Genomic DNA, 26,591 nt, shown 5'->3' with positions numbered 1-26,591 from the left:
GCTTCATCGTTCGACTTGCATGTGTTAAGCACGCCGCCAGCGTTCGTCCTGAGCCAGGATCAAACTCTCCGATAAAAGAACAAAACCATTACCGAACAGATAACGATCCCAACAAAAACCACAACCAGCACCCGGGGGCGGGCACCAGCCATGGCAAACAAAACATGGCATCAAAAAACAAACACGCTGTTGAGTTCTCAAGAATCGGACACACACCATCATCCGTGCGCTTTCGCGCCGTGATGTCCGGGGCTTTCTTCTAGGTTACGCACCTGCGCTTCCGGGAGTCAAATCCCGTCCGAGCCCTGCTCGGACGCTGTCGGTGCGTGCTGCCGTACCCGGGACCGGCCACCTCTCGGTGTCCGTGCCTCCCTGTCGGTGCGGCGAGGAGAAACTCTAGGGGACGCCGGGCGCCGACCACAAATCCGCTGGTCAGGAGGCCTTTCGGACCGCGGCGAGGCTCTTGCGGCCCCGCTTGAGCAGGGCCACCTGGCCGTGCAGGAAGTCCTCGTGAGCCAGCAGCCGGTCCACGTCCTCCACCCGGGCGTTGTTGAGGCTGACGCCTCCCTCGCCGACGAGTCGTCGGGCCGCTCCCCTGCTCTCGGCCAGCCCCGTGCGCACCAGGGCCTCGAGCAGGCTGTCGCCCACGTCCGCCGACCCTCCGGGCAATGCGGCCGTGGCGTCCCGCAACGTGCCGGCCTCGAGCGTGGCCGGGTCGGCCCGCCCGAAGAGGACCTGGCTCGCCGCCTCGACCTGCGCGGTCGCCGCAGCCCCGTGGACGAGGGTCGTGACGTCGGCCGCCAGGGCCCGCTGCGCCTCCCGCAGGTGCGGACGCTCGCGCGCCGACTCCTCCAGCGCGGTGATCTGCGCGGCGTCGCGGTCGGTGAAGACGCGCAGCAGCTTGCCGGTCTCCCCGTCGGCCACGTTGATCCAGTACTGGTAGAAGGCGTAGGGCGAGGTCATGTCGGCCGAGAGCCACACGGCGTTGCCCTCCGACTTGCCGTACTTCATCCCGTTCTCGTCGGTGATGAGGGGTGTCGTGAGGACCTGGACCGAGGCCCCCTCCACCCGGTGGATCAGGTCGACCCCCGCGGTGAGGTTGCCCCACTGGTCCTGCCCCCCGGTCTGCAGGGTGCAGCCGTACTCACGGAACAGGTGCAGGTAGTCCAGGCCCTGCAGCAGCTGGTAGCTGAACTCGGTGTAGGAGATCCCCTCCTGGCTCTCCAGCCGCGCGGCGATGGCCTCCTTGCGGATCATCTGGTTCACCCGGAAGTGCTGGCCCACGTCACGCAGGAAGTCCAGCGCGCTCAGCGGTGCCGTCCAGTCCAGGTTGTTGACCATGACGACCGGGTTGTCCCCCTCGACCTCGAGGAACGGCCGGACCAGCTGCTGGATCCGGGCGACGTTGGCGGCAGCCTCGTCCTTGGTCTTGAGCACCCGCTCCGAGGTGGCCTTGGGGTCGCCGATGAGCCCGGTGGACCCGCCGACCAGGCAGATGACCCGGTGGCCCGCGCGCTGCAGGTGGCGGAGCACGATGAGCTGGACGAGGTTGCCGAAGTGCAGCGACGGCGCGGTCGGGTCGAAGCCGCAGTAGACGGTGATCGGTCCGTCGTCGAAGGCCTGGCGCAGCGCGGCCTCGTCGGTGGTCTGCGCCACCAGGCCCCGCCACCGCAGCTCGTCGAGGATGTGGGTCACCGTGGGGGTCCTTCCGGTCGTGGGGGCACGAGATCGCCTCGTGGTGGGGCCAGCCTACTGTCGGCCCGACCGACGCCCCGACGTGCTGCGCGACTCGGCACGGCGCGGGGCCGCCGCCCGGTAGGCCGACACCGTCGCCTCCCCCGCCAGCCAGAACCGCCAGGGGAAGAGCTCGGCCGACCCTCCCTCGCCGCTCACCCCGACACGTGGTCCTGTGCGGACCGTCACCGGGCGGGCAGTACCGGCCGCGGGCGGGGCTCCGTCCGCAGGCCCGGGGCCCTCCGGGCCGACCCTGCCCCATGGCGCCGTGAGCGAGACCGCGGAGCCCGGACCGCACAGGTCCAGTCCGTCCTGCCGCCGGTCGAGCCCGAGCGCCCGCCCCAGGTTGCCCGGCCCGCGGGCGAGGTCCCGGTCGGGGACCGGGCTGGACCGTCCCTGCTGACGCCGGCGTCGGGCGAGCGGTATGCCGGCGACGACCTCCCCCGCCCGGAGCAGGACGGCCGACGCCGTGCCTGACGCCCCGGTGACGATGTTGGCACAGCAGTGCAGGCCGTGGCTGAGGTAGACGTAGAGGTGGCCGGCGGGACCGAACATCACCCCGGTGCGCGCCGTCGGCCCCCGGTAGGCGTGCGACCCGGGGTCCGAGGTTCCGGCGTAGGCCTCCACCTCGGTGAGCCGGACGGTCACCCCGTCGTGGGTCAGGAGGCAGCCGAGCAGCCGGGGAGCCACCTCGAGCACCGGGCCGGACAGCTCGGTGCGCGGAACCGGGCTCCCGCCAGCACCGTGGTCCGTGCCCACGACCTCGGACGGCCTGCCGGAGCGGATGGCCGGGCGGTCAGTCACGGATGGCGGGCATCTCGCGCACCCAGTGCCGCAGCCGCGCGAGCTGCTTGAGCAGGTGCGCCCGCTGCTCGGTCACCCGGACCGGGGCGGTGCCGCCGTGCGCGTTGCGCGAGGCCAGGGAACCGGCCACGGTGAGCACCGAGCGGACCCCCGGGTGCAGGTGGGGGCTGATGGAGGCCAGCGCCGCGTCGTCCAGGTCCTCCAGGCCGATCCCCCGCTCCTCGCAGTGCCGCACGCACGCACCGGCTACCTCGTGCGCCACCCGGAACGGCACCCCCTCGCGCACCAGCCACTCGGCCACGTCCGTGGCCAGCGAGAACCCCTGGGGCGCGAGCTCCTCCAGGCGCTCGGGATGGAAGGTGAGGGTGGCCACCATCCCCGAGACCGCGGGCAGCAGCACCTCCAGGGTGTCCACCGCGTCGAAGACCGGCTCCTTGTCCTCCTGGAGGTCCCGGTTGTAGGCGAGCGGCAGTCCCTTGAGCGTGGCCAGCAGCCCGGCGTGGTCACCGATGAGGCGGCCCGCCTTGCCCCGGGCCAGCTCGGCGACGTCGGGGTTCTTCTTCTGGGGCATGATGCTCGAGCCGGTCGAGAACGCGTCGTCGAGCGTGACGAAGCCGAACTCCGCCGTGGCCCAGAGGATGACCTCCTCGGCGATCCGCGACAGGTCGACCGCCGTCATCGCCATGACGAAGGAGAACTCCGCGGCGAAGTCGCGCGAGGCGGTCCCGTCGATGGAGTTGTCGACGGCCCGCGGCATACCGAGGTCGTGGGCGACCGACTGCGGGTCGAGGCCCAGGGAGGACCCGGCCAGGGCGCCGGAGCCGTAGGGCGAGACCGCGGCGCGCTGGTCCCAGTCCACCAGCCGCTCGACGTCGCGCACCAGGGCCCAGGCGTGGGCCTGCAGGTGGTGGGCGAGGAGCACCGGCTGCGCGTGCTGGAGATGGGTCCGCCCCGGCATCGCCACCTCGGGGTGGGCCGCGGCCTGGTCGACGAGCGCCTGCACCACCTCGAGCACCCGAGTCCCCAGCAGGCGGGCCTGGTCCCGGAGGTACATGCGGAACTGCGCCGCCACCTGGTCGTTGCGGGACCGGCCCGCCCGCAGGCGTCCTCCCACCTCCGGCCCGGCCCGCTCGATGAGCCCCCGCTCCAGCGCGGTGTGCACGTCCTCGTCCGTGTCGAGGGCGACGAACGCACCCGACCCGAGGTCGGCGAGCAGCTGCCCGAGGGCCGAGAGCATGGCCTCGAGGTCGTCGTCGGACAGGAGTCCGGCACGGTGCAGGACGCGGGCGTGCGCCCGCGACCCGGCCACGTCGTAGGGGGCCAACCTCCAGTCGAAGTGCGTGCTCTTGCTGAGAGCGGCCAACGCGTCGCTGGGGCCGCCGGTGAAGCGGCCTCCCCACAGGCTCACGGTCATGGCACCAGTGTGTCAGGTGGCGTCGCGCTGCTCGGGCTCGGCCGCCAGCGTGAGGAGCCGGTGCGCCGTGTCCGGGCCACCCGCCGGGTCGGCGGTGATGACGAGGATGGTGTCGTCCCCGGCGATCGTGCCCAGGATGTCCTCGGCGTCGCTGCGGTCGATCGCGGAGGCGAGGAACTGCGCGGCACCGGGCGGCGTGCGCAGCACCACCTGGTTGCCGACCGAGCGGGCGCTGACGAGCAGCTCCTGGCAGAGGCGGGCGAGCCGGTGGCTGACCTCCACCTGGTCCTGGGCGGGACGGGGGGTGTGGTCACCGCCCTCGCCGGGCACGGCGTAGACCAGCTGCCGCCCGCGGCGCACCTTGACCGCGTCCAGCTCGACGAGGTCGCGGGAGAGGGTGGCCTGGGTGACCGAGATGCCGTCCTCGGACAGCAGGTCGAGCAGCTGCCCCTGGGAGCCCACCGCGTGCCGTTCCAGCAGGTCGCTGATGCGCTGGTGCCGCGCGGCACGGGTCATCGGGATCGAGGTCACGGTGCACGAGTATACCGATGTGTGCATGACTATGCACACAGTGGCAGGGCTCGGACCGCGCTAGCGTGCCCCCATGGCACACCCGCTCATGGTGGCCCCGGACAGCCCGGTGCTGGCCCGTCTCCGGGGGATCTGTCTGGCCCTGCCCGGGTCCGCCGAGAAGACCAGCCACGGCCACCCGGCGTTCTTCACGGTGAAGGTGTTCGCCTACGTCGGCGCCTCGGTCAAGGTCGAGGGGGCGTATGCCCAGCACCCGGACTCGGTGGTCGTGAAGCCGCACCCTGACGAGGCGCGGGCCCTGCTGGAGCAGCCCCGGTGCTTCCGGCCGGCCTACCTCGGCCCCGCCGGCTGGGTGGGCGTCGACCTCGACGACGACAGCGACTGGCTCGAGGTCGCCGAGCTCGTCGAGGAGTCATACCGAGCGACCGCCACCCGCACCCTGGTCGCCCGGCTGGATGCGCGTCGGGGATGACGAGTGCCCCGAGGAGAGGAGTCCCGCGGGGACCACCTCCCCGGACGCAGCGGCGTGCTCAGGACCCGGCGCCACCCCAGAGCTCCCGCGCGACCTCCACGGCCGCCTGCCCCCGGGACCGCTGGAAGGCACGCAGGGTCGGCAGCCCCGGTGCGGCCGGGCGCCGGGCCGCGTCGAGCAGGAAGCCCGCCAGCCCGACGACCACGCCGAGCACGTCCTCGCGCGTCGCGCCCAGCGACAGGATCGCCGGGAGGTGCGGTCCGAGGTCGACCTCCCCGACCGCCCAGACGTCGACGAGCAGCGAGCTGGCATCGAACCACGCGGCCCCACGGCTCGCCCACGGCCAGTCGACGAGCCGCACCCGCCCGTCGGTCCCGACCAGCAGGTTGTCCGCGCGGACGTCGGTGTGCACGACCGTGTCGCCCGACAGCCGGTCCAGGGTGCGCGACGACAGGGTGTGCAGCTCGGCCAGCCGCGGCCCGAGCCAGGGGTCCAGGTCGGCCGGCGGGTCGTCCCGCAGCCGGGTCCAGCTGCCGAACTCGGCGGAGAGCTCCTCGGACAGGTCGGGCCAGGAGGTCGGGGCCCGGTGACGGGCGAGCTCGGTGAGCGTGGTGAGGGTGCCCGCCAGCTCCGCCCCGGTCCAGGGGGCGTGCGGGTGCCGGCCCTCGACCTCCTCGGTCAGGATGGCGACCCACCCGTCGTCGTCGAGGTCGGCGATGAGGGCGGGAGCGACGTCCAGCCGCTCGGCGGCGAGGCTGCGCAGCACGCGGGCCTCCCTGCGGTGCAGGTCGGGTGAGTCCGGGTTGGGGCGGGAGCCGACCGCCTTGACGAAGGCGCGCCGGCCCTCGGCGGTCCGGACCCGGTCCGCCGAGCCCGGGGAGAAGCCGCCCGGTTGCGAGACCGCCTCGACGACGGGACCGCCGAGGACCCGCGCTGCCCAGTCGTGGACCGTGGCGGGCAGGTCCTCCCACGGCGTCCGGATGCCGAACCCGCTCACCTCAGGTGGCCAGCGGGTCGTCCTCGCCCCACGGCCGCAGGCGCAGCATGCGGGCGCCCTCGGGCAGGCCGCGGGCCGACCACTCACGCAGGGTGTCGAGGTCGTCGGCGCCCGCGCGCACCATGCGGCCGGAGAAGCCGTCGAGCTCGCCCGAGGCGAAAGCCAGGAGCAGGTCGGTCACGTCCCGTGGAGCCGTCCACTCCGTACGGCCCTCGTGCATGCGCATCGAGTGGGTCATGTCCGTCTCGACGACGCCCGGCGCCAGGTCGAAGGCCAGCACCCCGTGCTCGGCCCCGGCGGCCGCCACCCCGCCGGTGATGCGGGCCAGGGCCGACTTGGAGCCGCAGTATGCCGTGAGGTCGGCGCGCTCCTTGGTGCCCGACCCGGAGTTGATGTTGATGATCCGGCCGCCTCCCGCCTCGATCATGTGCGGCACCACCGCCCGGGTCAGCAGGAACGGACCGCGCACGTTGGTGACCATCACCTGCCACCACTCCTCGACGTCGGCCTCCCACAACGGCACCTCGGCCTCGATGAGCCCGGCGTTGTTGACGAGCAGGTCGATGCGGCCGTGCCGCTCGACCACCGAGGCCACCACCGAGTCCACCTGGTCGGCGTCGGTGACGTCGCACGGCATACCCTCGGCGCCCTCGGCGACCGTGCCGGACCGGGACACGCCGACGACCTGCCAACCGGCGTCCAGCAGGGACTCGACCGCGAGGGCCCCGATGCCTCGCGAGGCCCCGGTCACCAATGCCACCCGCGCGCTCATCGCTGCACCGCCCCGTGGTCCTGCGCGGCCCGGTCGACGGCGGCATCCCGGGCAGCGTTGACCTCCTGCGTGGTCAGGGTCCGGTCCGGCGCCCGGAAGTGCATGCGGAAGGCCAGGGAGTGGCGGTCCTGCGCGACCTGGTCGCCGGCGTAGACGTCGAAGAGCTCGAGGCTCTCCAGGAGCTCGCCCGCCCCTGCCCGCAGCGACTCCTCGACCGCGCTGAAGCGGACCCCGCGGGGCACCTCCAGCGCGACGTCGGAGGTCGCGGGCGGGTGGGTGGACAACGGGCTGGCCTGGGTCCGGTGGTCGCTGGCCGTGACGAGGACGTCGAGCTCGAGCTCGGCGGCACTGGTGCGCGGCGGGAGTCCCAGGCGGTGGACCACCGTGGGGTGGAGCTCACCCGCCCAGCCCACCAGGGTCCCGTCCGCCAGGGTCAGGTCGACGCACCGACCCGGGTGGAAGGACGCCCGCTCGCTCTGCTCCCGGCGGACCTCCACCCCCAGGGCGTCCGCGACGGCGTGCGCCCACCCGACGACGTCGACGACGTCGACCGGGCGACCACGGCCCCACCAGCCGGAGCGGTCGGCCTGGCCGGCGGCCATGACCGCCACGTGCCAGGGCTGGGCGGGCACGGCGGAGCGGATCTGCGCCAGGACCTCCTCGTCCGGTTGCTCGCCGACACCCGGCACGGGGGCCAGCGCCTCGCCCGCGGGCAGGGTCACGCTGTCGATCTCGAAGAGTGCGACGTCGCGGCTGCCCCGCGAGACGTTGCGGCGCAACGCCTCCGGCAGCGTCTGCAGCAGGGCGGTCCGCAGCAGCGGCGCCTCGTCCGACAGCGGGTTGGCCAGCCGCACCGCGTCGCGGTGCGGGTCGTCCTCGTCCAGCCCGAGCTCGTCGAAGCGCTCGGCGCCGACGAAGGGGTAGGTGAGGACCTCGTGGAGGCCCTGGCCCGCCAGGGCGGTCGCCACCGCGCGACGGGCCCGCTGCCCGTGGGTCAGGCCACGGCCGCCGACCGCCCGGGGGACGACCGACGGGATCTTGTCGTAGCCGTCGATGCGGGCGACCTCCTCGACCAGCCCGGGGGCGTCGGTGAGGTCGGGACGCCAGCTCGGCGGCCGGACGGTGACCACCCGGTCGGCGGCCTCCCCCTGCACCTCGCACCCGATGAGCCGCAGGATCTCCAGCACCCGCTGCAGGTCGTAGTCGACCCCCACGTAGCGGCCCGCCAGCGTGAGGTCGAGGTCGACGACCGGCCGCTCCGGTCGCTGGTCGGCGTCGGTGACCGCCGGGTCGGCGCTCCCGCCCCCGTGCTCCACGAGCAGGTCCACCGCCAGCTGGGCGGCGGCCGCCGTCACGTCCGGGTCCACCCCCCGCTCGAAGCGCTTGGCCGCCTCGCTGGAGAGCCGGTGCCGCCGCGACGTCCGGCCGACCGACCGGGCGTCGAAGTGCGCGGACTCGAGGAGCACGTCGGTCGTGACGCCGGGAATCACCTCGCCGTCCTCGCCGCCCATGACACCGGCCAGCGCGAGCACCCGCTCGCCGCCGTCGGTGATGAGCAGGTCCTCGGGGTCCAGGGCGCGGTCCACGTCGTCGAGGGTGGTCAGCCGCTCACCGGGGCGGGCGCGGCGGACCACGACGGGGCCGGTGAGCGTGGCCAGGTCGAAGGCGTGCAACGGCTGGCCGAGCGCCAGCATCACGTAGTTGGTCACGTCGACCGCCAGCCCGATCGGACGCATGCCGGCCTCGGTCAGCCGGCGTGCCATCCACTCCGGGGTGGTCCGGGTGAGGTCGATGCCGCGCACCACCCGGGCGAGGTAGCGGTCGCAGCCCGGGACCCCCTCGAGCGGGGCCTCGTCAGCGAGCCGCACGGCATACCCCTCCCCCTCGCCGCGGTCGACGGGCAGCGAGGCGGGGTCGGTGTAGGCCGCGCCCGTGGCGTGCGAGTACTCCCGGGCGATGCCCCGGATCGAGAAGCAGTAACCGCGGTCGGGGGTGACGTTGACCTCGACGGTCTCCCGGTCCAGCCCGAGCACCCCGATGAGGTCGTCCCCGGGGGCCAGCCGCGCCACGACCTCGGCGGGCAGCAGGCGCGGCAGCACCAGGATGCCGTCGTGGTCCTCGCCGATGCCGAGCTCGCGGACCGAGCAGATCATGCCGGCCGACACGTGCCCGTAGGTCTTGCGGGCGCTGATCGTCAGCGGACCCTGCGGGGTCGGCAGGCTGCCGCCGGGCAGGATCACCGCGACGAGGTCGCCGACCGCGAAGTTGTGCGCCCCGCAGACGATCCCCTGGGGCTCGCCGCTGCCGTTGGCGTCCCCGACGTCGACCTGGCACCAGTTGATCGTCTTGCCGTTCTTCTGCTCCTCGGGGGTCATCTCGAGCACCCGGCCGACGACGAGCGGGCCGCCGACACCGCTGGTGTGCAGCCCCTCCTCCTCCAGCCCCACCGACACGAGGTCGGCGGCGATCTGCTCGCCGGTGACGCCCTCGGGCAGCGTGACGTACTCGCCCAGCCAGTCGACCGGTACCCGCATCAGATCTCCATCCCGAACTGCGCGTTGAAGCGCACGTCTCCCTCGATGAGCTCTCGCATGTCCGCGATGCCGTGCCGGAACATCGCCGTGCGCTCCACCCCCATGCCGAAGGCGAAGCCCTGGTAGCGCTCGGGGTCGACACCGCACGCGCGCAGCACGTTGTGGTGGACCATCCCGCAGCCACCCCACTCGATCCAGCCGGTGCCGCCGCACGTCCGGCAGGGCGGGGCGGTCGGCTCCCCCCGGCAGACGAAGCAGCGGAAGTCCATCTCCGCGCTGGGCTCGGTGAAGGGGAAGTATGCCGGTCGCAGCCGGCTCACGATCCCGGCCCCGAACATCGCCTCGGCGAGACGGTCCAGGGTGCCCTTGAGGTGGGCCATCGTCAGGCCCTCGTCGATGGCCAGCCCCTCGAGCTGGTGGAAGACGGGGGTGTGCGTGGCGTCGAGCTCGTCGGTGCGGAAGGTCTTGCCCGGGACAGCGACGTACAGCGGCACCCCGCGCTCCAGCAGCGACCGCGCCTGCACCGGTGAGGTGTGGGTGCGCAGCACCAGCCCGGCCTTGGCCGGCTCGACGAAGAAGGTGTCCTGCATCTGCCTCGCCGGGTGGTCCTTGTCGAAGTTCAGCGCGTCGAAGTTGAACCACTCGGCCTCGACCTGCGGCCCCTCGGCGATCTCCCAGCCCATGCCCACCATCGCGTCCGCCATGCGCTCGGCGGTGACGGTCAGCACGTGGCGACGGCCCAGCGGGCGGCGTCCGGGGGCGACCGTCAGGTCCATGGCCTCCTCGACGAGGATGCGCTCGTCCCGCTCGGCCTCCAGCTCCTGCTGACGCCGGGCGAGCGCCTGGCTGACCCGACCCCGCGCCTGGCCCACGAGCTTGCCGGCCGCGGCCTTCTCCTGGCCGGGGAGGCCGCCGATGGCCCGGTTGGCCAGCGCGAGCGGCGAGCGGTCCCCGGCGTGGGCCAGCCTGGCCTCCTTCAGCCCGTCCAGGTCACGGGCCCGGGCGATGGCCTCGAGGGCCTGCCCGACGTGGGCCTCGACGCTCTCCTGGCTCAGCGCGGACCCCGCCGACGCCGAGCCGCTGCCCTCGTGCGGCGACCCTCCCTCGTCGGTGTCTGCGGGCCTACCGGCTGGACTGGGATGGCTGTTGGCGTCGGACACCTGCGCAAGTCTAGGTGTGCGCCGTGCACCCCCACGACCGGGTTTCCCCGGCGGCGGCCCGACCGGACAGCATCCCTGCGGCGGGGGGCGCCGTCGGGACCCTCAGCGCCGGGCGGCGGCCGCCGCGGAGGCGTGCAGGCAGACCGTCGCGGCCATCGCGAGGTTCAGCGACTCGGCCCGCTCGATGGGGATCGAGACGCCGACGTCGCACGAGGCGAGCACCTCGGCGGGCATCCCCCAGGCCTCGTTGCCGAGGACCCAGGCGTGCGGCCCGCCCAGGTCGGCGTCCGGGAGCGGGACCTCGCCGGCCCCGTCGGCGGCGAGCAGCCGGATCCCGCGCGCCCGGCACGCCTCCAGCAGCTCCTCCACCGGCGTCCGCACGCTGACCGGCAGGTGGAAGAGCGCCCCGACGGTGGAGCGCACGACCTTGGGGTGGTGCACATCGACCGAGGCGGCGCTCACGAGCACCGCCGCGGCACCGAAGGCGCTCGCCCCCCGCAGCACCGTGCCCGCGTTGCCGGGGTCCCGCACGTGCGTGAGGACGACGGCGAAGCCCCCCGGCCCCACGGCGTCCAGCGCCTGGTCGAGGGGCACGTCGACCTGCTCGGCGACGGCCAGCACCCCCTGCGGTGAACCCGTGTCCGCCATCGCCGCCAGCACCTCCTCGGTGCACGTCCAGGTCGGCACGTCCTCGCGCCGCGCCGCCACGAGGATCTCGGTATGCCGCTCCCCCGCCGCCGCGGTGACGTACAGCGCGCGGGCGTGCCCGGCGGCATACCGCAGCAGCTCGCGCACGGCCTGCGGGCCCTCGACGAGGAACCTGCCCGAGCGCGCGCGGGCAGCACGACGCCCCAGCGCGGAGACCTCCCGGACCCGTTCGCTGCGAGCGTTGCTCAGCAGCGGACGGTCGGAGGCGCTCATGCGCTGGGGCGTCGGTGCGTCGTACGGCTGCTCAGGCCGCGGACTCGGCCGCGGTGCCGACGGCCGGCACGTTGGCGCGGGAGAGCTCGACGAGCGCGGCGAAGGCCGTCTCGTCGTGGACGGCGAGCTCGGCCAGCATGCGGCGGTCGACCTCGACGCCGGCGGCCTTGAGGCCCTGGATGAACCGGTTGTAGGTCATCCCGTGGGCGCGGGCGCCGGCGTTGATGCGCTGGATCCAGAGGCGACGGAAGTCACCCTTGCGGGCGCGCCGGTCGTTGTAGCTGTAGACCAGGCTGTGGGTGACCTGCTCCTTGGCCTTGCGGTAGAGCCGGCTGCGCTGCCCGCGGTAACCGCTGGCGCGCTCCAGGACGACCCGGCGCTTCTTGTGGGCGTTGACCGCCCGCTTCACGCGTGCCACGTGAGTACTCCTTGACTAGTGCTTCAGGGGGTGGGTTCGAGGGGAAGGTGCCCGGTCAGAGACCGAGCATCTTCTTGACCTTGCGGACGTCGCTGGGCGCGACCTCCTTGTCGTTGACCAGCCGGCGCGCGGCCTGGCTGCTGCGCTCCTGGAACTTGTGCACGTGGCGCGCGCGCTGGTGCATGAGCTTGCCGGAACCCGTCACGCGGAACCGCTTCTTGGCGCCGCTGTGGGTCTTCATCTTCGGCATGAGCCGATCTCCTTCGTCGTCATCGTCTCGCCCGGGGTGCCGGGCGTGGTTCTGTGGGGTATGCCGGTGGTCGCGGGCCCGAGCCGTGCGCTCGCGCCCGCACGCTCACTGGGCGTCGCCGGCGAGGGCTGCCCCGTCGTCCGCCGGGCCGGCGGGCTGCTCACCCTGGGCGCGCTCGGCGTCCCGACGCTTCGCCTGCCGGACCTGGGCCTTCTTGGCGGTGGGACCGAGCACCATGACCATGTTGCGGCCGTCCTGCTTGGGCGCGCTCTCGACGTGACCCAGCTCGATCACGTCCTCGGCCAGCCGCTGCAGCAGCCGGAAGCCCAGCTCGGGCCGGGACTGCTCGCGGCCACGGAACATGATGGTCACCTTGACCTTGTCGCCCGCCTTGAGGAAGCGCACGACGTGGCCCTTCTTGGTGCCGTAGTCGTGGTCGTCGATCTTCGGGCGGAGCTTGATCTCCTTGATGACCGTGTTGACCTGGTTCTTGCGCGCTTCCCTGGCCTTCATGGCGGTTTCGTACTTGTACTTGCCGTAGTCCATGAGCTTGGCGACCGGAGGGCGCGCCATCGGGGCGACCTCGACCAGGTCGAGGTCGGCCTCGGCCGCCAGCCGCAGCGCGTCCTCGACGCGCACGATGCCGACCTGTTCCCCGTTGGGGCCCACCAACCGCACTTCCGGGACCCGGATGCGGTCGTTGATGCGAGGCTCGCTGATGTGCCTGCTCCTTCGTCGTCGTGTCGTGACGACCCCGAGCACCAGAAAGGCCTCCTGGCACCGGGTGCGCAAGAGGCCGACCGTGGCGCCCTCGCGACGGATCGCGAGAGCCACACACCCGCTCGGTGCATGCACCGCGCGGGACCGGGACCCGGCGACCTGGACGGTCGACGCGGGTGGAGGCGGGGGCCTCTCTTGCACGTCGGGCGCACGAACGCCCGACTGGTCAGTGTCCAGGGTAGCAGACGGGGGCGGCCCGCCCCGAGCTCTGTCGGGACGGGCCGCCTGGTGTGAGGGCTGCTGACCTGGCGGTCAGCCTCCCCTCAGCACCCGATCTTGCGGAGGGCGAAGTCCTCCGTCACGATCCGGCCCCGCGGCACCCGCACGTCGTCCACCGTCGGACGGTACCCGTCCTTGGCGACGATCGTCTGGTACCGACCCGTGATCACCCAGTAGGCGTACGACCCGTCGTCCTCGGTGATGAGGCTGTAGCCGGGGTCGTCACCCTTGTTGGGGGTGAGGTCCACGACGGCACCTCCGAGGCCGACCCGCGACGTGTCGCACTCGATCCCTTCGACGGCGCCCTGCATCTTGCCCCAGTTGCGCGGCGGCGTGACATGCATCGTCACGCCGATCGGCTCGAGGTCCTGCGGGGTGTTCGTCCGGATACCGATACCGGCGGTGTAGTCCCCCGGCTGGGCGACGTTGGCGTCGGTGGTGACGGTGACCCGCACCCGCTCACCCGGCTCGAGGGTGAACTCCATCGGGTCCACGGTCAGCCAGTCGACGTCCGCCGCGCTCGACCCGCACTCGTCGTAGCCAGGCAGCTGCTCGGCCACGTCGATCGGGGTGAAGCCGCCGGTCGAGCCACCGACCTTGGCGATGCCGCAGGCCATGCCACCGCGGTAGACCGCGGCGCTGCTGGCCGGGATCTCCGACCACTCGCCGGACGCACCGTCGAGCGCGAAGCTCGCGTTGGTGACGGCACCACCCTGGACCCCACCGTTGACGACCAGCTGGCCGTTGGCGGCAGAGGCCTGGGCGGCCCAGTGGTCGGCCGGGGCGTCGGGCAGCTCGGTCCAGCTGTCGCTGCCCGGGTCGTAGGCGTAGGTGTCGGCGATCCCGCCGGAGCCCGGGTTGCCACCCGAGCACAGCACCTGACCGTCGGCCCCGCCGCAGACGACGAAGGCGGCCGCGACCGGGTAGTCGGCCAGCTGCTGCCAGCTGTCGTCGGCCGCGTCGTAGGCCATGACCGTGTCGCTCATCGGGGTGCAGTCGGCCGTCGTGCAGCCACCCACCGAGTAGAGCATCCCGTCCAGGACCGCGGTCCCGGCGGCCGACCGGGCCTCCGGAGCCTCCGCCGCCGACGACCAGGAGTCGGAGCCGGGGTCGTAGGTGTGGGTGGCGCTCGAGACGCCGCCGTCCACCCAGCCACCCGTGACCACGATCCGGCCGTCGACCGCACCGGCGGTGACCGCCGAGGCGGCCTCCGGCAGGGCGGCCGCCGCGACCCACTCCATGGCGGCGGGGTCGTAGCGGTTGACGTCGGCGAAGGCCGCCGAACCGGTCGTGCCGCCCAGCGTGTACCAGTCGCCGTCGAGGTTCACCACGCGGTTGTCCATGGCCACCCGCGGGTAGTTGCCCAGCGGGGTCCACGGGTCGGCGGCCACCCGGACGGGGTCGGCCGCACCGGTGCTGCCGAACCGGCCGGTGGTCCCGGCGGCCAGCGAGGTCTCCACGTCGAGCGTGACGACCTCACCCCCGTCTCCCTCGTAGCTCGCACCCATGCGCTCGGTGGAACCGTCGACGCGCAGGATCTCGAACTCGCCGGCCTGCTCCGTCATGGTCACCTCGGCGGCGCCGGACCCGGTGTTGTTCACCCAGAACCGGTGGTTCCGCGTCGACCCGAGCGGCTGGTAGACCTCGATCTCGCTCTCGTCCACGACGACGAAGCCGGAGCCCAGGACGAAGTCCGCGCGCACCGCGTCGGACGCGGCGACGGTGACGTCCTGCGTGGTGGACGCGAAGCCGCGGGCCGAGGCCTCGAACGGGTGCGTCCCCGGGGAGGCCGAGAACAGCCAGTAGAAGCCGTCGTCCAGGTTGTCGTCCGACGGGGTCGCCATCGTGGTGCCGGACTCCTCCGGCGCGTCCACGTTGCTGACGGTCGCGCCGACGACACCCTCGCCGTCCTCCTCACCGTAGACGTTGCCGACCACGTAGCCGCCCTCGCCGGTGGGCGAGCAGGCCCGGTTGCCCAGGAAGACGTCGTCGACCTGCCACCACCAGGCGTAGGAGGCCTGGTGGTAGTGGAAGGCCACCTTGACGTCGGACTCACCCGCCGCGTCGGGCAGCTGCACGACCTGCTCCGCAGGCCCGCGGACGGAGTTGTCCTGGCTCAGGACGGTCGTCCAGGTCTCGCCACCGTCGGTGCTGAGCTCGACATCGGCCAGGTCCGCGCCCAGGGCGTAGAAGTCCTGCTGGAAGCCGACGACGGGCTCGGACAGGTCACTCATGTCGACGGACGGGCTGACGAGGTAGGTGTCCTGGCTGCCGCCCGACCCGTAGAAGTCGGAGTCGACGACCGCGAAGCCGCCCTCACCACCGGTCAGGTTGCCGCGCTCACCCGGGTCGTCGAACCGCCAGACCTCACCGGTCCCTGCCTCGTCGAGGACCTCCCAGCCCTCGGGCACGGACGCCTCGTCGAAGCCCTCGGTCACCCCGTCGACCTCGTAGGCGTAGCCGGGGGCGGTGCACGTCGCGGCGTCGACCGGGACGGAGACGTCGAGGCCCTCGCCTCCGGCGGAGGCCTCGACCGTCGTGGAGAGGTAGCCGGGGTACTGCGCCTGCACGGTGAGCTCGAAGGTCTCGCCCTCGGGCAGGTCCAGCGAGAACTCGCCGGTCTCGGGGTCGGTGTAGGCCGCCGCGGGGGTCCCCTCGGCACTCACCCGCGCGTAGAGCGGGAAGCCGTAGCCGGAGCCGTCGGTGACGGTGCCCGTCACGGTCCCGCTCGGGACCGGCTCGAGCGCCGCGTCGACGGTGGTCGTCCCACCCGGCTCGACGGTGGCGCTCGCGGTCTCGGTGGCATACCCGAACTTGCTCATGGTGAGGTCGTAGTCACCCGAGGACAGGGTGGCCGAGTAGCCGCCCGCCTCGCCGGTGAGGAGCTCACGCTCGGTGGCGCCCTCGATGACGACGGAGGCGTCGGCGAGCGGGTCGCCGCTGCCGGCGTCCGTGACCGTGCCTTCCAGCGTGCCCGCGTCCCCGATGGGCGAGGAGGTCACCAGCTCGAGGGCGTCCAGCCGACCCTCGCCGAAGACGTTGTTGTCCTCGGCGGTGCCGCCGCACTGCAGGTCCTCGGTGTCGATCGCCGTGCCGTTGAGCAGGTTGCGCGTGCCCTCGACATCGCCGACGAGCGCCGGGGCGCCGGACCAGGCCAACGCCACCGCGCCCGCGACATGCGGGCTGGCCATGGAGGTGCCGCTGTAGACGGCGTAGCCGTTGCCCGGGACCGAGGAGCGCACCGCGCTGCCCGGTGCCGAGATGTTCGGCTTGATCTCCCCGTCCTGACCGGCACCGCGTCCGGACGTGCCGGAGATGGTGTGGTTGATGTTGTAGTTGCCGACGCTGTAGGCCACGATGCGGCTGCCGGGCGAGCCCGAGCTCTCGCAGGAGGGGCCGGAGTTGCCGTTGGCGAAGACGCCGAACTGACCGCTGGCGGCCCAGGCCTCGATGATGTCCTCCATGAAGGGGGCGTTCGAGGGGGCGGTGGTACCCCAGCTGTTGTTGATGATGTGCGGCCGCTTCGAGACGTCCGGGTTCTCGCCCTGGAGGTCGGTGGGCTCCAGCATCCACTCGCCGGAGGCGATGAGCGCCGCGTCACTGGGGCAGCAGCCGTTGGCGGCGATCCACGTGGCGCCGGGGGCCACGCCCACCTGGTTGTCCCCGCCGTCGTCGCCGACCATGGTCCCGGTCACGTGGGTGCCGTGCCCGTCGCCGTCCGCCGGGGCGTCGGGCGAGGTTCCGGCGGCGTCGAACCAGTTGTAGTCGTGGTCGAAGGTGCCGTCGCCGTTGTTGCCGCGGTAGGAGTTCACCAGCGCCGGGTGGTCGTACTGCGCACCGGAGTCGATGGTGGCGACGACGACACCCTCCCCCCGGATGCCGAGGTCGTTCCACACCTCGGGCGCGTTGACGTCGTCGACGCCCCACTCGACGGCGGCCGGCGCCATCTGCGGCTCCTCCACCTTGAGGGGCGGCAGCTCGATCTCCATCGGCGCGTAGATGCCCTCGACGCCCTGCTCGGACGCCATCGACGTCACCAGGTCGAGGTCGGCGGCGTCGACCCGGATCGAGTTGGTCGCCCAGAAGCTGCGGTACTCCACCCCGGCGTCGTCCAGCTCCTGCCGCAGGTCGGCCTGGCTCTGCGACGCGGACGCCTGCAACGCGTCCGCGACGGCCTGGCCACGCTTGTCCCAGTCGGTGATCGAGGCGAACTTCGCCAGGTCGGGCCGGTCGGCGAACCGGACCCAGACGTCCGAGCGTCCCTCGTCCTCCAGGGCGGCGTCGACCGCTGCTTCGATCTTCTCCTCCGGGCCGGCAGCCAGCGGCTCCGCGGAGGCCGGGAGCGTCGCGGCTCCCGGGACGAGCAAGGCGCCGGTGGCCAGGGTGGCCCACCAGCGCCGTCGGGATGGTGAATGCATCTACATGCCCTACTTCCTTGAGCGGTACGTCGTCGACGCGGCAGGGATGCCGTCGTCGTCCAGCAGTCCCGTCAGGGCCGCGGTGCGCGGCCTACCACCCTCCCCGGATCCACCCTTGGACGCCGAGGACGAACTCCCCGGCTCGTCCTCGACACTATGGAGACGGTTTCCCAGGGCGCAACGAACTTGACGATCTTCATACCGAACCTTTGCCCCTCGCTGACCAGGGGCATCGGGACGCCGACCCCAACTTGAGTCGTTCAAGTTTTCGTGATCAGGTGGGGGCATGACCCCGTCAGCCGCCTCCGCCGACACCCTCCGGGGCGTCGGTCTGCGGGTCACGCCCCCTCGGTTGGCCGTCCTCGACACCCTCCACCGTCACCCCCACCTCGAGGCGACCGACGTGGTGCGGCTCACCAGGGCGCAGCACCGGGGCGTGTCCGTCCAGGGCGTGTATGACGTGCTGCGGGTCCTCACCTCGGCGCGGCTCGTGCGTCGGATCCAGCCGGCGCACGCGGTGGCGCGCTACGAGCTGGACCTCGGGGACAACCACCACCACGTCGTCTGCCGCGCCTGCGAGGTACTCGTCGACGTGCCCTGCGTCGTCGGGACGGCTCCCTGCGTCGACACGACCGGCGCGAGCGCCGTGGGGTTCGAGGTCGACGAGGCCGAGGTCATCTACTGGGGCCTGTGCCCCGCGTGTCGCGATCGGGCGACCCACCAGACCACCGATGTCCCATCCACCCATCCCAAGGAGCAGGTATGACCTACCCCGGATACGTGAACGCCGAGCACTCCGGTCAGGGCCCCGAGCCCACCGGAGGCACCACCACCAACGGCGCCCCCCACGACTCCGACCGCAACAGCCTCTCGGTCGGGCCGAACGGCCCGCTCATGCTGCACGACGTGAGCCTCGTCGAGGCGCTGGCGCACTTCGACCGGGAGAAGGTCCCGGAGCGGCTGCCCCACGCCAAGGGCTCCGGCGCCTTCGGCACGTTCGAGACCACCGAGGACGTCTCCGCCTACACCAAGGCCGGCATCTTCCAGCCGGGCGCCAGCAGCGAGGTCATCTCCCGGTTCTCCACCGTCGCCGGCGAGCAGGGCTCGCCCGACACCTGGCGGGACGTGCGCGGCTTCTCGGTGCGGCTCTACACCGACGAGGGCAACCTGGACATCGTCGGCAACAACACCCCCATCTTCTTCGTGCGGGACCCGCTGAAGTTCCCCAACTTCATCCGGTCCCAGCGCCGCACCCCGGACAGCGGGCTGCGCGACCCCAACATGCAGTGGGACTTCTGGACCGCCAACCCCGAGTCCTCGCACCAGGTGAGCTACCTCATGGGCGACCGTGGGCTGCCGAGGACGTGGCGCGAGATGAACGGCTACTCCTCGCACACCTACATGTGGGTCAACGAGCAGGGTGAGCGCTTCTGGGTGAAGTACCACTGGCACAGCGACCAGGGGGTCCACAACATCAGCAACGAGGAGGCCGACCGGCTCGCCGGCTCCGACGCCGACTACCACCGGCGGGACCTCTTCGAGGCGATCGACCGCGGCGACCACCCCAGCTGGACCCTGCTGGTGCAGGTCATGCCGTACGACGAGGCCAAGACCTACCGCTACAACCCGTTCGACCTCACCAAGGTGTGGCCGCACTCGGACTACCCGCTCATCAAGGTGGGCCGGATGACGCTGAACCGCAACCCGGAGAACTGGTTCGCCCAGATCGAGCAGGTGGCGTTCTCGCCGTCCAACCAGGTGGTCGGCACGGGCGTCTCCCCCGACAAGATGCTGCTCGCCCGGGTGTTCTCCTACCCGGACGCCCAGCGTCACCGCATCGGTGCCAACTTCACCCACCTGCCGGTGAACCAGCCCAAGGTGCAGGTCAACGCCTACCAGTTCGACGGGCCGATGGCCTACCTGCACTCGGGGAGCCAGCCCACCTACGTCACGAACTCCTACGGGCGCCCGTGGTCGGACCGGACCGGCCCGGTGGAGAACGGCTGGGAGGCCGACGGCGAGCTGGTCCGCCAGGCCTACGACCTCCGCGAGGACGACAGCGACACGGGGCAGGCCGCGCTGCTGGTGGGCGAGGTCTACGACGACGCCCAGCGCGAGCGGCTCGCCCAGACGGTCGGCGGCATGATGGGCGCCTGCGACCCGATGATCCGCCAGCGGGTCTACGAGTACTGGCGGAACATCCACCAGGGCGTGGGTGAGCGGATCGAGCAGATCGCCGCCGAGGCCGAGGTCCGGGAGAGCGACGGCGGCACGCCGCAGGTCGAGTCCCTGGGCGAGTCCCGGTCGGACCTGGTCGGCAGCCACCGCTGAGCCGGGGCACCGGCCACGGTGCAGATCACGGAGCGCCCCACCACCGCGGCACGCGGTGGTGGGGCGCTCCCGTCATGCCGAGGGGCCCGCGTCAGGCGGTGCCCAGCCGAAAGGCGACCGCATCGATGCGCTCGCGCACCCCGGGCTCCAACGCGATCCCCCGGCCGAGCCGCGCCACGACACCCTCCAGCTCGGGCCGGGTCAAGCCCGGCCGCAGGGCGAGGGCCACGACCAGCTCGCCCCCCTCCCCGGCGAGGTCGTGCCCCTGCACCGCCTCCTCCTGCGCCACCACCGCCGACACGGCCTGCGCGACGTGCTCGTCGCGGTGGGCCGGAGCCCAGGGCCGCCCGGTCGCGAGCGCGCGCACCATGCTCCCGGTGAGCGTCCAGGCGGCCGGCCCCGGGCGGGGCGGGAGGTCCAGCGGGACCACCTCGCAGCCCTCCTGCAGCGCGGCCTGGGCGGCTCGCTGCGCCGTCACCGGCACGGGACGGGCGCTGGGGTCCCAGGCGGTGAGCGCCCGTGTGCTGGTGAAGGCCGGCAGCGCGCGCTGACCGTCCGGGGCGACCAGGGTGACCGAGGCCATGTCGCTGCGCGCGTCGACGGAGGTGCCCGAGCTGTCGTCGACCTCGGCGGCCACCGCGACGATCGGCACGACCAGCCGCGCCCGGGCGACGGCGGCCACCACGTCGGTCGCCTCGGCGTCGCCGCCGGTGAGCAGCCCCGCCAGGACCGCGTCCGCCTCCCCCGTGTCGCCGTCGAAGCCGGTACCGGTCAGGGTGCGACCGGCCCACGGCACGCCGCCGGTGTCGGCGCCGTCCTGCGGTCGGTGCTGCGAGAAGCGGCCGGTCACCGGCAGACCTCCAGCGCCTCGTGCAAGGTGAGCGCCCCCTCGTGCAGCGCTGCTCCCAGCACCACCTCGTCCACGTCCGGGCAGTCGCGCAGCGCCCGCAGGTCGGCCAGGCCGGCGACCCCTCCGGAGGCGGTCACCGCCGAGCCCACGAGCCGGGCGACCGAGCTGAAGAGCGCCACGTCGGCCCCCGTCCTCCGCCCGTCGCGGGACGCGTCCGCCACCAGCACGCGCACCCGGCCCTCGCGCAGGACCGGGTGCCTCGCCACGACCTCGGAGACCGGGCCGAGCCGCAGCGTCGTTCCCCGGGCGACGACCTCGCCGTCGCGCACGTCGACCGCGACCACCAGCCGCTCCCCCAACCGGCGCGCCGCCTCCTCGACGAGGGCGGGGTCGGCCAGGGCCGAGCTGGCGAGGACCACGCGGACGGCGCCGGTGCCCTGCGCCCAGGACAGGTCCTCCGGCCCGGCGATGCCGCCGGAGAGCTGCACCGGGACGGGCAGCTCCTCGACCAGACCCGCCATGAGCTCGGGGTCGCCACCCCGCCCGAAGGCGCGGTCCAGGTCGACGAGGTGGAGGAACCGGGCGCCCTCGCGCACGAGGGACCGGGCCACGTCCGAGGGCCGCGCACCGGCGTCACCGGGGACCTGGGCCGCCCGACCGGCCGCCACGTCCACCGCGGGGAGGAGGGTCAGGCCCTGCGTCACGAGAGCACGCCCAGCTCCCGGCGCAGGCGGACGGAGTCACGGACGGCGTCCTGGAACCACCCGACCTGCTGCGGGTCGGGCTCGCTGCGGACCGCCCCCGGGAGCGCGTCCGCGTGCTCGGGGTCCTCCACCAGGCGGGTGCCGGGCAGACCGAGGGTGGCCATGACGGCCTGCAGCATGCGGGCCGGACGCACCCGGGTCTCGTGCAGCAGGTCCACGAGCTCGTCCCGCACGGCCGGTGCCGCGCCCGCCAGACCGACGATCTCCGCGGGCCCGGCGAGCTCCAGTCCCGGCGGCCGCAACAGGCCCTTCTCGGGCTCCCACACCACCCAGCGGACCCGCCGGCGCCGCCCCGGCTGGTGCAGGGTCATCAGGGCGCGCCCGTCCACCTCGAAGAACCCGAGTCCCGGTGCGGCCTTGGCGGACAGCGCCCGGCAGGCGCTGAGCAGCCCACCGTCCTCGTAGGGGGGCCCGGCACGGGAGGGGCCCCGGGTGACGACGGCCACCCAGCCCGGGAGCGGGACCACGGTGACCGGGACGATGCTGGCGCCCACCCAGGCATCGACCTCCTGCCGCGGGCCGGACGCGAGGACGAGCCCCTGGGAGCGTCCGGACGTCGTCACATCGTCGGGTCGGCTCACCCGGCACATCCTACGGACCGGCGGGTCCGGGTCCGTCCTCGCCACGGCGACCTCGTGGGGACCGGCCGAACGGGTCGCGGCGGGGCGGGGGGAAGTGGCCCGCGTCGCGCGGGGGCGAGGCCACCCGAGGGCGGCCGAAACCGTCGGTGCGCCGGTCCCGGGACGGTGCGTCCGGCCGGGTGCGGGAGGGCGAGCCGGCAGCACGCCCCGGGGTCTCCCCCTCGGCGCCCGTGCGCGGTGGCCTGTTGCCGTAGAGGAGGCGCTCCACCACCTCGCGGGCGTGTCGGGCGGTCCGCCTCCAGTCCTGGGCGAGGGACGCGCCGCTGCCCGGGCCCCGCCGCATGACCCGGGACATGCCCTCCGCGTCGCGCAGGTCGCTGGGAACGCTGTCCACCGGACGTCCGCGCCACACGATGCCCGCGTCCCGCAGCTGGGAGGCGATGCACCAGGCCTGGACCAACGGCTCCTGGTCCTGGTCCGAGAGCAGCCCGGCCTCCCCCGCCGCACGGAGCGCCTCGATGGTGCTGGTCGTCCGGAGGCCGGGGTGGTCGTGGGCGTGCTGCAGCTGCAGCAGCTGGGCCACCCACTCCACGTCCGACAGCCCGCCCATGCCCAGCTTGAGGTGGGTCCGGGGGTCCGCGCCCCGGGGCAGCCGCTCGGCCTCCATCCGGGCCTTGAGCTTGCGGATCTCCCGGACCGCGGCGTCGTCGATCCCTCCGTCCGGCCACCGCAGGGGACGGACCATCTCGGCGAAGGCCTCCCCGAGACCGGCGTCCCCGGCCACGGGTCGTGCCCGCAGCAGGGCCTGGGACTCCCAGCCGGCCGACCAGCGCTCGTAGTAGCTTCGGTACCCCTCCAGGCTGCGCACGAGCGGTCCTGCCTTGCCCTCGGGGCGCAGGCCGGCGTCCAGCTCGAGGACCGGGTCGGGGCCAGGCCCGGTGAGCCCCTTGCGCAGCTCGGTGACGATCTCGACCGCCTGCTCCGCCGCCAGCTCCGAGGATGCCTCCGGGAGCGGGTCGTAGACGAACATGACGTCCGCGTCGCTGGCGTAGCCGACCTCGCGGCCACCGAGGCGCCCCATCCCGACGAGGAGCAGCGCCGCGGCGGCCTCCTCCCCCCGACGGGCCAGCACCCGGCGGGTCGCCACCCCGAGCGCCCCCTCGAGGTAGGCGTCGGTGAGGTCGCTGAGGGCCTGGCGCACCAGTGGCCCCTCCCACCCGGCCGCCAGGTCGCCCAGCACGATCCGCACCAGCTCCCGGGCGCGCACCGAGCGGACGGAGGCGAAGGCCTCCCCGGCGCTCTCCTGCCGGGTCGCGGCGGCGGTCATCCGGGCCACCAGGGCGTCCTTGTCGGGCGCCACCAGCTCCGCCTCGTCGCCGAGCAGGGCCACCGTCTCCGGGCTCCTGATGAGCAGGTCCACGGCATACCGGCTGGAGGAGAGCACCCGGGCGAGCCGCTGGGCGGCACTGCCCTCGTCGCGGAGCATCCCGAGGTACCAGTGCGTGGTGCCGAGCGCGTCGCTGAGCCGGCGGAAGGCCAGCAGCCCGGCGTCGGGGTCGGCCCCGTCGGCGAACCAGGACAGCATGACCGGCAGCAGGTGCCGCTGGATCGTGGCCCGGCGGCTCACGCCCTCGGTCAGCGCCTCGAGGTGGCGCATCGCGCCGGCCGGGTCGCGGAAGCCCAGCGCGGCCAACCGCGCGCGGGCCGCCTCGGGCGACAGCCGCGCCTCGTCGGACGACAGCCGGGCCACCGCCGACAGCAGCGGCCGGTAGAACAGCCGCTCGTGCAGACGTCTGACCTCGCGGCGCACCCCCTTCCAGCGCTGCAGGACCGCCCGGTCGGCATCACCGCGCTCCCCCAGGGACCGCCCGAGGCGCCTCAGGTCGGCCTCCCCGGTCGGCATGAGGTGGGTGCGTTTCATCCGGTGCAGCTGCACGCGGTGCTCCAGGCAGCGCAGCAGCCGGTAGGCCTCGTCGAGCGCCTGGGCGTCCTCGCGCCCGACGTAGCCCCCGTCGCGGAGGGCGGACAGCGCCTCCAGCGTGGTCCGCGAGCGCAGGGCGGGGTCGGCCCGGCCGTGCACGAGCTGCAGCAGCTGCACGCTGAACTCGATGTCGCGCAGCCCGCCCGGCCCGAGCTTGATCTGCCGGTCCACCTCGTCCCGGCGGACGTGCTGCTCGACCCGGCGGCGCATCGACTGCACCTCGTCGACGAAGTTCTCCCGGCCCGCCGCCTCCCACACCATCGGCTCGACGAGCTCGAGCCACCGTCGGCCCAGATCGCCGTCGCCGGCGACGACCCGGGCCTTGAGCAGCGCCTGGAACTCCCAGGTCTTGGCCCAGCGCTGGTAGTACTCCCGGTGGGAGTCCAGAGAGCGCACGAGCGGGCCGTGCTTGCCCTCCGGCCGCAGCGCGGCGTCCACCTGCCAGAGGGTGCCCTCGGCGGTGGACTCCGCGCAGATGCGCATGACCGCCGTGGCCAGCCGGCCCCCGACCGCGAGCGCTGCGGACTCCTGGGCCCCGGACCGCGGGGCGGCCAGGAAGATGACGTCGACGTCGGAGATGTAGTTGAGCTCACGGCCCCCGGTCTTGCCCATGGCGACCACGGTCAGGGCGCAGGTGTCCTCGTCCTCGACCTCGGCCCTGGCCAGCAGCAGCGCACCCTCCAGCGCGGCCGAGGCGAGGTCGGCCAGGGCCCCGCCGACCGCCGGCAGGAGAGCGACGGGCTCCGGCGAGGTGAGGTCGGCGGTCGCGACCCGCAGCAGCTGGCACCGGTAGGCGACCCGCAGGGCGTCCATCCCGGTGCGCCCCTGCTGTCCGCGCACGGCCTCGACGATGCTCCACGGCTCCGGGGAGAGCCCCTCCGCGACGTCGCGCACGTGCTCGGGGTGCCGCAGGAGAGTCTCGCCCAGGGCGACCGAGCCGCCCAGCAGGGACAGCAACCGGCGGCGCGGCTCCCCGCCGGCCCGCACCACCGGCAGGGTGACCTCGTCGCAGCGCCGCCCGTCGGCCCCCGTCGACCGGGGGTCGAGCAGGCGCACCAGCAGCAGCAGGGCCGCGTCGGGGTCGGCACTCGCCCCCAGGTCCGCGACCAGCCCCGCGACGTCCGCCTCCGGCTCGTCGTCGGCGCTGCCGAGCCGGCCGAGCACCTCCTCCAGCAGCCGGCCTGCCCGCCCGCTGTCCTGGAAGCCTCCCCGGGCCAGCCGGGCCGCCCCCAGCCGCTCCCCTCCGGGACGCCCACCGCTGCGCGGTCGCCCGTCGGCGGCGGCGTGCGCGGGGGTGCTGTCCGGTGGTGGCACGGCATACCCTCCGGTCACAGGTGGAGCAGGTAGCGGTCCAGTTCGAACTGCGTGACCTGGGAGCGGTAGTCGCCCCACTCCTGCCACTTGTTGCGCAGGTAGAAGTCGAAGACCTGCTCGCCCAGCACCTCGGCCGCCAGCTCCGAGCCCTCCATCACCGCCACCGCCTCGCCGAGGCTCTGCGGCAGCGGGTCGATGCCCATGGCCCGCCGCTCGGCGTCGGTGAGCACCCAGACGTCGTCCTCGGCCTCCGGCGGGAGGTCGTAGCCCTCCTTGATCCCCCGTAGACCGGAGGCCAGGACGAGGGCGTAGGTGAGGTAGGGGTTGCACGCCGCGTCGATCGAGCGCACCTCGACCCGGCGCGAGTGACCGCGACCGACGGAGTACATCGGGACGCGGGCCAGGGCGGAGCGGTTGTTGTGCCCCCAGCACACGTGGGCCGGGGCCTCACCACCGCCCCAGAGCCGTTTGTAGGAGTTGACCCACTGGTTGGTGACGGCGCAGATCTCCCGGCTGTGCATGAGGACCCCCGCCATGAACCGGCGACCGGTCTGGGAGAGCTCGTAGTCGGCGCCCGGCTCGTAGAACGCGTTGCTGTCCCCCTCGAAGAGCGAGACGTGGGTGTGCATGCCCGACCCGGGATGCTGGGCGAGGGGCTTGGGCATGAAGGTCGCGAACGCCTTCTCGTGCAGCGCCACCTCCCGCACCACGGTGCGGAAGGTCATGATGTTGTCCGCCATCGACAGGGCGTCGGCATAGCGCAGGTCGATCTCCTGCTGCCCCGGCCCACCCTCGTGGTGGCTGAACTCCACCGAGATGCCCATCTGCTCGAGCATCTCGATCGCCCCCCGGCGGAAGTCGTGCCCGTCGCCGCGGGCGACGTGGTCGAAGTAGCCCGCCTGGTCCACCGGGGCCGGGCCGAGGGTGCGGTCGTAGGGCTCCTTGAAGAGGTAGAACTCGATCTCGGGGTGGGTGTAGAAGGTGAACCCCTGCTCGCCGGCCCGGTCGAGGGTCCGCCGGAGGATGTTGCGCGAGTCGGTCGCGGCCGGAGTGCCGTCCGGCATGTTGATGTCGCAGAACATCCGGGCCGTGCGGTCGCGCCAGGGCAGCACCTGGAAGGTGTCGGCATCGGGCTGGACGATCATGTCGGCCTCGTAGACCCGGGTGAAGCCCTCGATGACGCTGCCGTCGATGCCGATGCCCTCGGTGAAGGCCTGCTCCAACTCGGCCGGGGCCACGGCCACCGACTTCAGGGTGCCCATGAGGTCGGTGAACCAGAGCCGGACGAACCGGATGTCCCTCTCCTCGATGGTGCGGAGGACGTACTCCTGCTGGCGGTTCATGAC

At 73.2% G+C, this 26,591-nt stretch carries 21 protein-coding genes and 1 rRNA gene; 3 read left to right on the top strand and 19 right to left on the bottom strand.

Going from position 1 to position 26,591, the window contains the following annotated elements; all coding sequences use genetic code 11:
• From Q0795_RS07110 to Q0795_RS07090, 5 genes are all read right to left on the bottom strand, one after another.
• Positions 1-75: ribosomal RNA gene (locus Q0795_RS07110) — 16S ribosomal RNA — on the bottom strand; the annotation flags it as partial.
• Between the two features lie 357 nt (positions 76-432).
• Complete coding sequence (gene tyrS / locus Q0795_RS07105) at positions 433-1,695, bottom strand: tyrosine--tRNA ligase (RefSeq protein ID WP_298888267.1); 1,263 nt, start codon at positions 1,693-1,695, stop codon at positions 433-435.
• Positions 1,696-1,749: 54 nt separating this feature from the next.
• On the bottom strand, positions 1,750-2,493 hold the full coding sequence (locus tag Q0795_RS07100; protein ID WP_298888305.1) for a DNA-3-methyladenine glycosylase: 744 nt from the start codon (positions 2,491-2,493) through the stop codon (positions 1,750-1,752).
• A 37-nt stretch (positions 2,494-2,530) separates the two neighbouring features.
• Entirely contained in the window at positions 2,531-3,952 is a 1,422-nt protein-coding gene (gene argH, locus Q0795_RS07095; RefSeq protein WP_298888265.1) for an argininosuccinate lyase, read from the bottom strand.
• A 12-nt stretch (positions 3,953-3,964) separates the two neighbouring features.
• Complete coding sequence (locus Q0795_RS07090) at positions 3,965-4,474, bottom strand: arginine repressor (protein ID WP_298888304.1); 510 nt, start codon at positions 4,472-4,474, stop codon at positions 3,965-3,967.
• 82 nt (positions 4,475-4,556) lie between these two features.
• On the opposite strand from Q0795_RS07090, the gene Q0795_RS07085 reads away from it, so the two are divergent.
• Entirely contained in the window at positions 4,557-4,955 is a 399-nt protein-coding gene (locus Q0795_RS07085) for an MmcQ/YjbR family DNA-binding protein (RefSeq protein WP_298888262.1), read from the top strand.
• A 58-nt stretch (positions 4,956-5,013) separates the two neighbouring features.
• On the opposite strand, the gene Q0795_RS07080 is transcribed toward Q0795_RS07085, so the two are convergent.
• From Q0795_RS07080 to Q0795_RS07040, 9 genes are all read right to left on the bottom strand, one after another.
• Positions 5,014-5,952 carry an aminoglycoside phosphotransferase family protein gene (locus Q0795_RS07080; protein WP_298888260.1) on the bottom strand — a complete coding sequence of 313 codons (939 nt, stop codon included), beginning with the start codon at positions 5,950-5,952 and terminating at the stop codon, positions 5,014-5,016.
• 1 nt (position 5,953) lies between these two features.
• Entirely contained in the window at positions 5,954-6,712 is a 759-nt protein-coding gene (locus Q0795_RS07075; protein ID WP_366942454.1) for an SDR family oxidoreductase, read from the bottom strand.
• Positions 6,713-6,720: 8 nt separating this feature from the next.
• A complete protein-coding gene (gene pheT, locus Q0795_RS07070; RefSeq protein WP_298888256.1) occupies positions 6,721-9,258 on the bottom strand; it encodes a phenylalanine--tRNA ligase subunit beta in 2,538 nt (845 codons plus the stop codon).
• Positions 9,258-10,313 carry a phenylalanine--tRNA ligase subunit alpha gene (pheS, locus tag Q0795_RS07065; RefSeq protein ID WP_298888302.1) on the bottom strand — a complete coding sequence of 352 codons (1,056 nt, stop codon included), beginning with the start codon at positions 10,311-10,313 and terminating at the stop codon, positions 9,258-9,260. The genes pheT and pheS overlap by 1 nt, the downstream gene beginning before the upstream one ends.
• 207 nt (positions 10,314-10,520) lie before the next feature.
• Positions 10,521-11,339, bottom strand: a complete 819-nt coding sequence (locus Q0795_RS07060) for an RNA methyltransferase (protein WP_298888254.1) — start codon at positions 11,337-11,339, stop codon at positions 10,521-10,523.
• Positions 11,340-11,370: 31 nt separating this feature from the next.
• Positions 11,371-11,757: a 50S ribosomal protein L20 gene (gene rplT, locus Q0795_RS07055; RefSeq protein WP_298752799.1), complete on the bottom strand. Its 387-nt coding sequence runs from the start codon at positions 11,755-11,757 to the stop codon at positions 11,371-11,373.
• A gap of 55 nt (positions 11,758-11,812) precedes the next feature.
• Complete coding sequence (gene rpmI, locus Q0795_RS07050) at positions 11,813-12,007, bottom strand: 50S ribosomal protein L35 (protein WP_058892344.1); 195 nt, start codon at positions 12,005-12,007, stop codon at positions 11,813-11,815.
• A gap of 105 nt (positions 12,008-12,112) precedes the next feature.
• Entirely contained in the window at positions 12,113-12,727 is a 615-nt protein-coding gene (gene infC / locus Q0795_RS07045) for a translation initiation factor IF-3 (RefSeq protein ID WP_298888300.1), read from the bottom strand.
• Between the two features lie 323 nt (positions 12,728-13,050).
• Positions 13,051-17,424: a S8 family serine peptidase gene (locus tag Q0795_RS07040; RefSeq protein WP_298888252.1), complete on the bottom strand. Its 4,374-nt coding sequence runs from the start codon at positions 17,422-17,424 to the stop codon at positions 13,051-13,053.
• A 286-nt stretch (positions 17,425-17,710) separates the two neighbouring features.
• Here Q0795_RS07040 and Q0795_RS07035 point away from each other — a divergent pair, with 286 nt between their 5' ends.
• Both Q0795_RS07035 and Q0795_RS07030 read left to right on the top strand, forming a co-directional pair.
• Positions 17,711-18,190 (top strand): Fur family transcriptional regulator, encoded by a 480-nt coding sequence (locus tag Q0795_RS07035; protein WP_298888250.1) that lies wholly within the window; start codon positions 17,711-17,713, stop codon positions 18,188-18,190.
• On the top strand, positions 18,187-19,755 hold the full coding sequence (locus Q0795_RS07030) for a catalase (RefSeq protein WP_298888249.1): 1,569 nt from the start codon (positions 18,187-18,189) through the stop codon (positions 19,753-19,755). The genes Q0795_RS07035 and Q0795_RS07030 overlap by 4 nt, the downstream gene beginning before the upstream one ends.
• 91 nt (positions 19,756-19,846) lie before the next feature.
• Here the strand turns inward: Q0795_RS07030 and Q0795_RS07025 are convergent, their stop codons facing one another.
• From Q0795_RS07025 to Q0795_RS07005, 5 genes are read right to left on the bottom strand one after another with little or no spacing between them, the layout of a single operon-like run.
• On the bottom strand, positions 19,847-20,605 hold the full coding sequence (locus Q0795_RS07025; protein ID WP_298888247.1) for an SseB family protein: 759 nt from the start codon (positions 20,603-20,605) through the stop codon (positions 19,847-19,849).
• Positions 20,602-21,309 carry a HisA/HisF-related TIM barrel protein gene (locus Q0795_RS07020; RefSeq protein ID WP_298888245.1) on the bottom strand — a complete coding sequence of 236 codons (708 nt, stop codon included), beginning with the start codon at positions 21,307-21,309 and terminating at the stop codon, positions 20,602-20,604. The genes Q0795_RS07025 and Q0795_RS07020 overlap by 4 nt, the downstream gene beginning before the upstream one ends.
• Complete coding sequence (locus Q0795_RS07015; RefSeq protein ID WP_298888243.1) at positions 21,306-21,950, bottom strand: hypothetical protein; 645 nt, start codon at positions 21,948-21,950, stop codon at positions 21,306-21,308. The genes Q0795_RS07020 and Q0795_RS07015 overlap by 4 nt, the downstream gene beginning before the upstream one ends.
• Positions 21,951-21,960: 10 nt before the next feature.
• Positions 21,961-25,245, bottom strand: a complete 3,285-nt coding sequence (locus Q0795_RS07010; protein WP_298888241.1) for a bifunctional [glutamine synthetase] adenylyltransferase/[glutamine synthetase]-adenylyl-L-tyrosine phosphorylase — start codon at positions 25,243-25,245, stop codon at positions 21,961-21,963.
• A 14-nt stretch (positions 25,246-25,259) separates the two neighbouring features.
• Positions 25,260-26,588 carry a glutamine synthetase family protein gene (locus tag Q0795_RS07005; protein ID WP_298888240.1) on the bottom strand — a complete coding sequence of 443 codons (1,329 nt, stop codon included), beginning with the start codon at positions 26,586-26,588 and terminating at the stop codon, positions 25,260-25,262.
• Positions 26,589-26,591: the final 3 nt, after the last annotated feature.

Origin of the sequence: uncultured Serinicoccus sp. (assembly GCF_947487915.1) — a bacterium.
Lineage (GTDB): Bacteria > Actinomycetota > Actinomycetes > Actinomycetales > Dermatophilaceae > Ornithinicoccus.
Note: the sequence above shows the minus strand (reverse complement) of the source record. Positions and strands in the feature narration are given on the sequence as shown.

Coding starts and splice junctions, on each gene's coding strand:
- argH (WP_298888265.1), bottom strand. CDS start 3,952: ATGACCGTGAGCCTGTGGGGAGGCCGCTTCACCGGCGGCCCCAGCGAC.
- Q0795_RS07085 (WP_298888262.1), top strand. CDS start 4,557: ATGGCACACCCGCTCATGGTGGCCCCGGACAGCCCGGTGCTGGCCCGT.
- pheT (WP_298888256.1), bottom strand. CDS start 9,258: ATGCGGGTACCGGTCGACTGGCTGGGCGAGTACGTCACGCTGCCCGAG.
- Q0795_RS07060 (WP_298888254.1), bottom strand. CDS start 11,339: ATGAGCGCCTCCGACCGTCCGCTGCTGAGCAACGCTCGCAGCGAACGG.
- rpmI (WP_058892344.1), bottom strand. CDS start 12,007: ATGCCGAAGATGAAGACCCACAGCGGCGCCAAGAAGCGGTTCCGCGTG.
- Q0795_RS07040 (WP_298888252.1), bottom strand. CDS start 17,424: ATGCATTCACCATCCCGACGGCGCTGGTGGGCCACCCTGGCCACCGGC.
- Q0795_RS07035 (WP_298888250.1), top strand. CDS start 17,711: ATGACCCCGTCAGCCGCCTCCGCCGACACCCTCCGGGGCGTCGGTCTG.
- Q0795_RS07030 (WP_298888249.1), top strand. CDS start 18,187: ATGACCTACCCCGGATACGTGAACGCCGAGCACTCCGGTCAGGGCCCC.
- Q0795_RS07005 (WP_298888240.1), bottom strand. CDS start 26,588: ATGAACCGCCAGCAGGAGTACGTCCTCCGCACCATCGAGGAGAGGGAC.